9 protein-coding genes and 2 pseudogenes are annotated in these 9,794 nt (G+C 74.9%); 3 read left to right on the plus strand and 8 right to left on the minus strand.

The features are described from left to right. Both KMS84_RS04835 and KMS84_RS04840 read right to left on the minus strand, forming a co-directional pair. On the minus strand, positions 1-554 hold a 554-nt coding region (locus KMS84_RS04835), incomplete at its 3' end, for a hypothetical protein (protein WP_256914770.1). 135 nt (positions 555-689) lie between these two features. Then, positions 690-2,351 (minus strand): FAD-dependent oxidoreductase, encoded by a 1,662-nt coding sequence (locus KMS84_RS04840; RefSeq protein WP_256914771.1) that lies wholly within the window; start codon positions 2,349-2,351, stop codon positions 690-692. Between the two features lie 388 nt (positions 2,352-2,739). Here KMS84_RS04840 and KMS84_RS04845 point away from each other — a divergent pair. After that, positions 2,740-3,402, plus strand: a pseudogene (locus tag KMS84_RS04845) (serine/threonine-protein kinase); the annotation flags it as partial. 143 nt (positions 3,403-3,545) lie between these two features. Here KMS84_RS04845 and KMS84_RS04850 read toward each other — a convergent pair. Beyond that, on the minus strand, positions 3,546-4,043 hold the full coding sequence (locus tag KMS84_RS04850; RefSeq protein WP_256914772.1) for an SPRY domain-containing protein: 498 nt from the start codon (positions 4,041-4,043) through the stop codon (positions 3,546-3,548). Positions 4,044-4,180: 137 nt separating this feature from the next. Here KMS84_RS04850 and KMS84_RS04855 point away from each other — a divergent pair, with 137 nt between their 5' ends. Beyond that, entirely contained in the window at positions 4,181-4,342 is a 162-nt protein-coding gene (locus KMS84_RS04855) for a peptidoglycan-binding domain-containing protein (protein WP_256914773.1), read from the plus strand. A 69-nt stretch (positions 4,343-4,411) separates the two neighbouring features. Here KMS84_RS04855 and KMS84_RS04860 read toward each other — a convergent pair whose 3' ends face one another. Both KMS84_RS04860 and KMS84_RS04865 read right to left on the minus strand, forming a co-directional pair. Further along, positions 4,412-5,341, minus strand: a complete 930-nt coding sequence (locus KMS84_RS04860; RefSeq protein ID WP_256914774.1) for an anti-sigma factor RsbA family regulatory protein — start codon at positions 5,339-5,341, stop codon at positions 4,412-4,414. Further along, complete coding sequence (locus KMS84_RS04865; RefSeq protein ID WP_256914775.1) at positions 5,338-5,691, minus strand: STAS domain-containing protein; 354 nt, start codon at positions 5,689-5,691, stop codon at positions 5,338-5,340. The genes KMS84_RS04860 and KMS84_RS04865 overlap by 4 nt, the downstream gene beginning before the upstream one ends. A gap of 245 nt (positions 5,692-5,936) precedes the next feature. Here KMS84_RS04865 and KMS84_RS04870 point away from each other — a divergent pair, with 245 nt between their 5' ends. After that, the gene (locus KMS84_RS04870) at positions 5,937-6,575 is read left to right on the plus strand and encodes a DUF6629 family protein (RefSeq protein WP_256914776.1); all 639 of its coding nucleotides are present in this window, start codon (positions 5,937-5,939) and stop codon (positions 6,573-6,575) included. Here the strand turns inward: KMS84_RS04870 and KMS84_RS04875 are convergent. The 3 genes and pseudogenes from KMS84_RS04875 to KMS84_RS04885 all read right to left on the minus strand — a co-directional run bounded on the left by KMS84_RS04875 (position 6,556) and on the right by KMS84_RS04885 (position 9,776). Next, positions 6,556-7,170 (minus strand): hypothetical protein, encoded by a 615-nt coding sequence (locus KMS84_RS04875; protein ID WP_256914777.1) that lies wholly within the window; start codon positions 7,168-7,170, stop codon positions 6,556-6,558. The genes KMS84_RS04870 and KMS84_RS04875 overlap by 20 nt on opposite strands. A 132-nt stretch (positions 7,171-7,302) precedes the next feature. Continuing rightward, positions 7,303-7,482: pseudogene (locus tag KMS84_RS04880) on the minus strand (1,4-beta-xylanase); the annotation flags it as partial. A gap of 86 nt (positions 7,483-7,568) precedes the next feature. After that, entirely contained in the window at positions 7,569-9,776 is a 2,208-nt protein-coding gene (locus KMS84_RS04885; protein WP_256914778.1) for an RICIN domain-containing protein, read from the minus strand. Positions 9,777-9,794: the final 18 nt, after the last annotated feature.

Genomic DNA, 9,794 nt, shown 5'->3' on the forward strand with positions numbered 1-9,794 from the left:
GTCTTCTTGCGGCGCAGGGCGTACAGGGCGGTGCCGGTGAGGGCGAGGATGCCGAGGCCGCCGGCGGTGAGGGAGGGGCCGGCGAGGGCTCCGCCGCCGGTGTGCATGCCGCCGCTGGGCTTGTCGTGCTCGCCCTTCCAGCCGCCGTCCTCCTCGTGTCCGCCCTTCCAGGTGGTGTCGTCCTGGCCGGAGGCGTCCTGGCCGCGCTCGCCGTCGTGGCCGCGGTCCTGGTCCTTCTGCCAGTCCTTGTCCTTGTAGGTCTCGGGGTCGAAGCGGGGGTCCTGGGCGGCGTCGTGGTCGCCGCCCTGGGTGAGGGCGGTCAGCGCGCCGCCGCCGGTGTGCATGCCGCCGTGGGGCGCGTCGTGGTCGGCGTGCTCCTCCTTGTCGTGCTTGCCGGACCAGCCGTCGGTCTTGCCGGTGGAGTGGCCGTCCTCCTTGCTGTGGGACGAGGTGTCGTGGTCCCAGCCGCCGTCGGCCGCGTGGGCGCCGGGAGCGCCCACCGCGAGAGCGGCCGTCACGGCCGCGGTGGCCAGGATCATGCGAGCAGAACGCATCTGATGGTCCTTCCGTCACGACCGGGCAGCCGACACCACGTCAGCCGAGGAGACCCGCCCGCAACGTGATCCACCGTCAGTCACCGGCCCCCGCGGCACCACTCAGGACGTTCACACGGGTGAAGCGCACGAGGGTCAGGAAAGCGACAGCCCCGTCTCCAGGACCTGACGCAGCGTCGACTCGGCCTCCCGGTCCGGTCCCGGCGCCCGCCAGGCGACGAACCCGTCGGGGCGGACGAGCACGGCGCCCCCGCGGGCCGTGCCGTGCCGCTCGGCCCAGTCGACGCCGTCCTCCGTGACCAGGTCCGCTCCGGCCTCGGACCCCACCCGGTACGACCGCAGCGGAACGGCGAGTTCCGTGGCGAGCCGGGCCGCGGCCTCGTGCCAGCCGCCCGGCTCGTCGGCGTCGCTGAGCAGGACCGGGGTCCGCTCGTACAGGTCGAGGGTGGAGATCCGCTCGTCGCCGCGGCGCACCCACAGGTGGGGCGCCCGGCTGCCGGGACCGCCGCTCAGGTCGAGACCCTCGGGGACGACCGGGACCGCGGGGTCGGCGCCGACGACGGCGCCCTGCGGGTAGCGGTAGCCGAGGGCCACGTTGAGGATGCCCCGCTGCGGACCCGACCCGCCGGAACCGGGCGGCGGGGCGAACCCCGGGTGGCTGTGCTCGGCGGACCGGGCGGCGGCACGGGCGCTGGTGGCCTCGGCGACGGGCCGGCGCTCGGCGTCGTAGGTGTCGAGCAGCCCCTCTCCCGCCCAGCCGTCGAGGACCGCGGCGAGCTTCCACGCGAGGTTGTGGGCGTCCTGGATGCCGGTGTTGGAGCCGAAGGCCCCGGTCGGGGACATCTCGTGGGCCGAGTCGCCGGCCAGGAACACCCTGCCGGACCGGTAGCTGCGGGCGACCCGCTGCGCGGCGTGCCAGGGAGCCTTGCCGGTGATCTCCACGTCGAGGTCCGCGACGCCGACCGCCCGCCGGATGTGCTCGACGCACCGCTCGTCGGTGAACTCCTCCAGCGTTTCCCCGTGTTCGGGGTGCCACGGGGCGTGGAAGACCCAGTTCTCGCGGTTGTCCACCGGCAGCAGCGCGCCGTCGGCGTCCGGGCTGGTCAGGTAGCAGACGATGAAGTGGCGGTCGCCCACGACGTCGGCGAGGCGACGGGAGCGGAACGTGAGGCTGACGTTGTGGAACAGGTCGCCCGGCCCGCTCTGGCCGATGCCGAGCTGCTCGCGGACGGGGCTGCGCGGGCCGTCGGCGGCGACGAGGTAGTCCGCGCGGACGGTGATGTGCTCACCGGTCTCACGGCTCTTCGCCACGGCGGTGACGCCGTCGGCGTCGGTCTCGAACGACATCAGCTCGGTGGAGAACCGCAGGTCGCCGCCGAGCCGCCGCGCGTGGTCGAGCAGCACCGGCTCCAGGTCGTTCTGGCTGCACAGGCACCACGAGCTGGGGCTGAAGCGGGCCAGTCCGCCACCCGGGTCGATGTCGCGGAACAGCCACTCCCCCGCGTCGCCGACCAGGGTGGGCGTCTGAAGGATGCCGTGGTTGTCGGCGAGGGTGGCCGCCGCGTCCTGGATGTCCCGCTCGACGCCCGCCACCCGGAACAGCTCCATCGTGCGGACGTTGTTCCCCCGGCCGCGGGGATGGATGGAGGTGCCGGCGTGCCGTTCCACCAGCAGGTGCGGCACGCCGAGCCTGCCCAGGAACAACGAGGTCGCCAGGCCGACCAGGGACCCGCCGACGATGAGGACCGGGACCCTGAGGGTGGAGGGGCCGGTCGGTTCTTCCCGTTCGTTCGTCACTTACGCCTCCAGCGCGTCGATTCCGCCGACCCGGCCGGATACGGCGGAGATCCTCATGCATGCCCCGTGGAGCTGACGGCGCCTCAGGCTTCACCCGCCTGCGTCGTGGCGCACACGGGCCCGCCGACGGGGGCGTCGGCCGGACGGAACCGCGAGAAACGCTGAGCACCGGGCCCGGCTCGGATAGCCTCGATCTCCCACCGTCTGCGAACTGAGTTACGACGAACATCACTTCGGGAGTTCCGTGTCCGACCAGCTGCCGTCCCCACCGAACTCCGCGGCGGAAGAGGCCGCCGCGCTCCGGCAGACCGGGGCCGCACCCCTGCGGACCGGCGATCCGGACCGGGTGGGGCCCTTCGTGCCGGTGGCGCTGCTCGGCAGCGGCGGGATGGGACGCGTCTATCTGGCCCGGGCCGCCGACGACACGCCCGGACTGTTCGCGGTGAAGGTGATCCGCCCGGAGTACGCCGAGGACGTCCGCTTCCAGCGCCGGTTCGAACGCGAGGCCGCGGTGCACGGCCGGCTCGGCCCGCCGCACACCCCCCGCTTACGCGGCACCGGCTGGGACGACCGGCTGCTGTGGATGGCCACCGAGTACATCCCCGGACTCGACCTCGCCGACGCGGTGCGCGGGGGCGGCGCGCTGCCGACGGCCGCCGTGTGGCGCCTGACGGCCGAGCTGGCCCGGGCGCTCACCGCGCTCGCCGCGGTGGAGGTGGTGCACCGCGACCTGAAGCCCTCCAACGTGCTGGTGTCGCCGCAGGGCGCGTACGTGATCGACTTCGGCATCTCCAAGGCCCTGGACGCCAGCGCCATCACCGGCACCGGCAACCGGGTGGGCACGGCGGCCTACATGTCCCCCGAGTACCTGAGGACGGGTCACTGCGACACGGCCTCCGATGTGTTCTCGCTGGCCGGGACCCTGCTCTACGCGGCCACCGGCCGGGCCCCGTTCGGCGACGGCACGGGGGTCGACGTGATGCACCGGGTCGCCTTCGAGGAGCCGAGGGCGGAGGTGACGGACGCGGTCCGGGCGGCCGACCCGGAGCTGGGCGCGCTGCTGACCGCGTGCCTGGCCAAGGAGCCCGGACTGCGCCCCGCGCCGGGGGACCTGATCGACGCGGTCGGCTCCCGCGCCGTGGCCGCCGACTGGCCGGAGCCGCTGCGCGGTGCGGTGCTGGCCCGGCAGCGCGCCTACGAGACGCTGTACCGCCTGCCCGTCGAACGCACCGTCGCGCTGCGCCCGCCGGGCGGCCGCCCGGGCGGCGCGGACCGTGCCGGCGGCCCGGCCGTGGGTGCGCAGCCGCCGTCCGGACGCCTCTCCCGCCCGGTCGCCCCGGCGGCCGCGTCCGGCCCCGCCGCCCGGGCCGGCCAGGCCGCGCCGGCGGCCGTGGAGTCCGCCGCCGAGGCCGGGCCGCCCGCGGCGGCGCCGGCGGGCCGGCCGTGGGCGCGGCGCAAGCGGGTCGCGGCCCTCGCCTCCGTCGCCGTCCTGTGCACGGTCGCCGCCGGGGCGTTCTCGCTCATGCACGACGACGGGCCGGGGGCCGCCTCTCCCCGGGCCTCCGAGTCGGCGTACGGCAGCGGGCCGGACGGCGTCCCGGGGACCGGCCGCCACGGCGGGGCGGCCACACCCGGCGCGCCGGAGCGGGCCTCCGCCGCGGGCTCCTCCAGCGGGCGCGCCGACGTCGTCACGGCCGAGGAGGGCGCGTCGCCGTCCCTCCCCGTGGCCTCGCACTCCGCCGCCGTGGATCAGCGACTGCACGTACTACGCCGGCAGCGGCCGCACCAGCCTCGGCGACACCGGCAAGCGGGTGCGTCAGGCGCAGTGCATGCTCACCGAACGCGGCTACGGCGTGGGCGCCTCCGGCGTCGACGGCACGTTCGACGAGGACACCGAGGCAGCCGTCCGCGGCTTCCAGAGCGACCGGGGGCTGAAGACCAACGGCGTGGTGACGAAGGCCACCTGGGCGGCGCTGCGCGCGCAGGACTGACGGCGGGGGCCGCCGTCGGCCGCTCCCGCGGAGGCCCGGCGGCCTCGGCCCCGCACGGACGGCGGCCCCTCAGCAGCTCAGGTAGAAGCGGACCGTCGTGCCGTCGTCGCCGGTGTGCAGCCGCACCAGGTCCGCCACGTAGTGCACCAGCATCAGGCCGCGGCCGCCGATCTGCCCCCGGGCCGGGGGCCTGCGGCCGGCCAGGGGGTCCGTCAGCCGTCCGGTGTCGCGGACCTCGCACACGAGCCGACCGGCCTCGGCCCAGACCGCGAGCGTGCCGTGTCCGCCGCCGTGCACCACGCTGTTGGTGGTCAGCTCCGCCACCGCCAGCTCGGCGTCCTGGAGCCGCTGCCCGGCGAGGCCGAGCCGGCCGGCCTGCTCGACGGTGAACGCGCGGGCGGTGTACAGGTTGCCGGCGTCGAAGGAGAGCACCGCGGCGTCCGGGCCGGGTGTCAGCGCCTCGTTGTAGCGGGCGACGACCGAGGGCCAGTCGTACGCGTCGCTGACCAGGCTTCCGTCGCGGGACACGATCGTCGGGTGGGTGCCCCGCGCGTCGGTGAGCACCGCCTCGTCCAGCCGCTCCTCGTCGTACGGGCACAGGATGGTGACCGCGCGGCCCTCGAAGGCCGCGTTGATCAGCGCCTCGTGCTGCGCGCACGCCGGGTACTCCACCGCGCTGCGGCCCGCCCAGATCGGCTCGCCGACGATGCGCGCGCGTTGCCGCGGATGGGCGTCGGCGAACGCGCGGAGCACCTTGGGGATGATCCGGCCCGGGTTGCGCCCGGCCTGCACCATGTCGAGCAGCAGGACGTCCTCGGCCCGCGCGCCCAGGGCGTTCCTGATCAGCTCCAGGTTGGGGCCGGGCACCGCCACCGCCACCGGCTCGCCGAGGTCGAGGCCCTCCCGGACGAACGACACGGTCCCGTCCAGGTATTCGCGCTCGCCGCGGTAGAACAGCGCGGGGTGCTCGAACGCCTCGTGGGTCGCCACCGCGCTCATCGCGGCGCCACCTCGATCCGGTGCAGGCCGGGCCAGAACAGGCTCAGCACCCGGGGCACCTGCGGCGGCGGATGCTCGACCACCATGCGTCCGCCGGGCAGGCCCAGCGCGGTGACGGCGAGCGCCGCGACCCCGGCCACGTCGACGAACCCCACTTCCGACAGTTCGACGTAGGACACCTCGGCGTGCCGCCGTGCGAGGCCCGCCAGGGCGGCTTCCCACGGCGACCGGGTGACCTCGCTGATCTCGCCCCTGGCGCGGATGCCGGGCCGGCCGGTCAGCGGACCGACCTCCAGCACGGCCCCGCCGCGCCCCGGTTCGCACCCGTCGACTGTCTGCGAGGGGTCCACTGCCCGCGTCCTCCTTCATGTCCACGGGTCCTCCGCGCCGCCTCGGGGTCCCGCCCCGGACGGCCGCCGCCCGCCCCGTGCAGCCTAACGCGGCCGTCGACGCCGCTGCCGCCGCGACCGGAGGATCCGTTCGACCGTGTTCGACGCGGTGCGGATCCGTTCGGCGCCCGTTCGCGGTCCGGTCCGCGCCCGGCGCGCGAAGTAGCGTGGCCCGTACACGAGACGGTCGAATCCGGGGTGACGCGATGTGTTGGAGTGCGACGGCCGATCTGGTGGCGGGGGCGTCGGTGGCCGCCGTCGGCGTGGTCTGTGTGACGCGGGTGCGCGACGGCCGCGACCTTCCCCTCGCCGCGCTGCCGCTGCTGCTCGGCGCGCACCAGCTCGTGGAGGCGGCGGTGTGGGACGCGGGCGGGGGCGGTGGAGCCGCCACGGTCGCCTGGGCGGTGATCGCACTGCCGCTGCTGGCCGTGTGGGTGCCCGCGGGCGTGTGGGCCGCCGCCCGGCCCGCCGCCCGGCGCGGACCGGCGTGCGCGCTCGCGATCGGCCTGGCCACGGCGGCCGTGCTCGCGCACGGGATCGCCACCCGTCCGGTGACGGCCGAGATCCGGGGCCACACGGTCGGCTATCACCTCGACGTCCCGCACCCGCCGCTGCTGGTGGCGGGCTACCTGCTGGCCACCGTCGGCTCGCTGCTGGTCTCCGGCGACCGGCGGCTGCTGGCGCTGGGGGTGGTGGTCGGCCTGGGCGCGGCGGTCTGTTTCGCGCTGTGGCGGCTGGAGTTCGTCTCCACCTGGTGTGCGTTCGCGGCGCTGTGGTCGGTGCTGCTGTTCGACTGGGTCCGTCGCCGGCCGGCCGCGCGACCGCTCACGACGGGCACTCCGTGACGTCGTCCGCGCAGGCGTCGGCCTCGCCGGGGGCGACGGCGTGCAGCCGCCACAGGACGAGGCCGTCGAGGCGCGCGGGCGCGATCCGGACCGTGAACGCGGCGCCCGCGGGCACGTCGAACAGGACGCCCTCGCGGTCGCCGCACCGCATCTCCCGTACGTCGCGCCACGAGCCCCGTCGCAGGGTCACGGTCAGCGTGTGCGGCGCGGACGCCTGACAGGCGAGAGCGAGGGACCGGGCGGCCCCGTCCGTCCCCGCGAAGGTCCGGTCGAGCCCGCGGCCCACGTCGGCCGTGCCCGAGTCGAGGCGGTCGGCGCCCTCGGGCTCGACGGCGTCCAGCGCGCGGCCGGCCCGTCGCATCGCCTTCTCCGGCTCCTCCTTCCCCTCCCAGCCCGGGGACGAGGCGGGCGCGGGGCCCCCGTCGTCCCCGGACCGCGCGCAGCCGCCGGTCACCGCCGTCAGAGCGAGGACGAGGGCGGGCACGAGGGCGGGCAGGGCCGACGCCCGGGCGCGCCCGGACCCGTGCCCGGGGGCCGTCCGGGCACGGGGGCGGGTGCGGGAGCGGGTGCGTAAGGCGGTTCTCGAACCGGGCATCCTCCCATTCTCGCCGAGATGACGGTGCCTCAGATGTGCGGGGTCAGCCGGAAGCTCCGGGCGGGCGAGCCGTCGCAGGCGCGGTGCACCAGGGGGACCCCGTCCGCCGCGCCGCCCGTGGTGCTGGGACAGGTCGTAGCACCAGGGCCAGGAGGCGGCGTCGGTGGTGAACGCCGGGACGTGGAAGCCCCTCCAGGCGCCACCGGCCCGCATGTACCGCTCGAGGCCCGCGCGGTGCGGGGCCGTCCGGCGAGCGCCGTCGAGGAACAGGACGACCTGGTAGGCGTTCACGCCGCCGTTCGCGAGCGGGTCCGGCGTGGGGGGCCGGGGCGGCCGACCCCAGGACCATGGCCGGCAGGGTCGTCAGGGTGAGGTGAGCGGGCGCGCCGAGAGGCGCCTCACGGGTAGCTCACCAGATTCGCCACGTTGGAGGAGGAGTCGGAGGGCCCGCCGCGGTCGTTGACGACGTGCCGGATGGTGCCGGTGCCGCCGAGCGAGACCGTCACCATGTTCTGGAAGCGGACGTTCGGGTTGTTCGGCGCCTCGAAGGCGTGCTCCGCGACGACCGCCGGGTTCACGTTGAAGTAGCAGTAGCTGCCCAGCCCGTAGGCCTGGTGGCTGGTGACCGAGTCCGCCACCTTGTAGGCGGCGTAGCCCCGGGTGGCGCCGTTCATCCACGCGGCCTGGCCGGGCGGGTCGTAGGGCATCTCGTTCTGGTAGAAGTACGTCCGGCCGCCGTTGCCGTTCCAGACGGTCTGGTGCTTCTGGTAGTGCTCCACGAACAGGCCGTACATGGTGACGTCGTCGCCGTTGACGACGAGTCCGGTGTCCGCGGTGTTGGTGTTCCACCCCACCCCGCTGCCGTGGTCGGCGCGCCAGATCCACAGGTGGTCGCCGATCACGTCGTCGCTGTTGACGACGAGGCTGGTGGCCGCCCTGCCCACCCCGGCGCCGCCGACCCGGAAGTACACGTCGTGCAGGGAGCCGGGGTTCGCCGAGTGGTCGGCGCCGGCGCCGGCCGGACCGAGTTCCAGCAGGGCCTGCGAGCCGGTCGTCCCGGCGTCGAAGAGGAGGCCCGCGATCTTCACTCCGTCGACGTCGGCGACGGTCATGGCGGTGACGCCGTTGTCGGGGACGAAGGTGGCGAGGCCGAGGCCGAGGACGACGGTGTCCGGGCGGGTCACCCGCAGCGTCTGGTCCAGGTGGTAGACGCCGGGGGTGACCAGCAGGTTCTTGCCGTCGGCGAGGGCTGCGTTCAGCTGCGCGGCGGTCGCGCCCGGCTTGACGACGAAGAACTGGTCGAGACCGAGCGAGGCGCCGGCCGCGGTCCCGGTCGCCCAGGTCACTCCCGAGGAGGCGGTCCGCACGGCCGGCACGAACACCTTGTAGGCGCCGGCCGCGTCGACGTACAGGAAGGGCTTCTCGCGGACCTTCGGGGTCTGGTTCACGGTGGTGTAGGGCGGGTTGGGGAAGCTGTTGCCGGGCACGCCCTGGCTGCCGACGAAGACCATGTTCCAGTTGGAGCCGGTCCACGAGCCGAGCTGCGAGTTGCGGGTCAGCCACTGCTGCTGGGTGCCGGAGCGCACCTGCCCGTCGATCCTGCTGTCGGCCATGAACCCGCCGCTGGACCAGCCGCCGTCGCTCAGCTCCAGGTTGCCGCGCACGTGCATGCGCCGGTACCCGGACGCCTGCGAGACGGCCCACCGGTCCGTGCCGCCGGTGGGGTTCACGGACAGGTTCTCGGCGCCGCGCCAGAAGTTCTGGGTGGCGTTCTGCGGCGGGAACCAGTCGGCCTCCACGTGCACCGCGCCGTTGACCGTGACCGAGTCGGGCGACTGGCCGAGGCCCAGCACCTGGGTGTAGAAGCCGACGTTGACGTCGTTGCTGTACGTCCCCGGCTTGAACATCACCGCGTAGCGCTGGGCGCCGAACTGGTTCGTCTCCTGCTGCCGGAAGATCGAGTCCAGCCGGCTCTGGATGGCGGACGACGGCATGGACGGGTCGAACACGACGACGTTGGGCCCGAGGTCCACGTCACCCGGCGCGGTGCTCACGGGCGCCACCTGGAAACGCTGCGCCGCGGTGCCGTTGCAGGCGTACTGCACGAGCTGGACGCTGTCGGCCGTCGAGGCCGAGGGCACGTCGAGGCACTTGCCGCTGTTGCGGTTGACGAAGTGGTACGCCCCCGCGCCCTCGTCCACGGCCTGCCACTGCTGGTTGGCCCCGCCGCCGTACGTCCACAGGTGCACGGCCGCGTTGTCGGCGGTCGAGACGTCGCTGACGTCCACGACCTGCTGGGCGTCGTTACGGCCGCCGATCCGGACGTAGCCGTCGGCGGTGGGCGTGAAGCTCCACTGCTGGGCGGTGGTGCCGTTGCAGGCGTACTGCTGCACCGCGGTGCCGTTCGCGGTCGCGGCGGACCGGGCGTCCAGGCACTTGCCGCTGCCGGTGTTCACCACGGTGGCCCAGCCGGTGGGCAGGGCGGTGGCGGCTTCGGTCGTGGCGCGGGCGGGCGGGACGCCGGTGAGGACGCCGACAACGGTGGCGGCGGCCGCGCAGACCGCGATCCAGGGGGCGGCGAGGGGTGGTCGTGGGAACCGGAGCATGGGTGTTCTCCCGTGGGG

Origin of the sequence: Streptomyces hilarionis, from assembly GCF_024539675.1 — a bacterium.
Taxonomy (GTDB): domain Bacteria; phylum Actinomycetota; class Actinomycetes; order Streptomycetales; family Streptomycetaceae; genus Streptomyces; species Streptomyces hilarionis.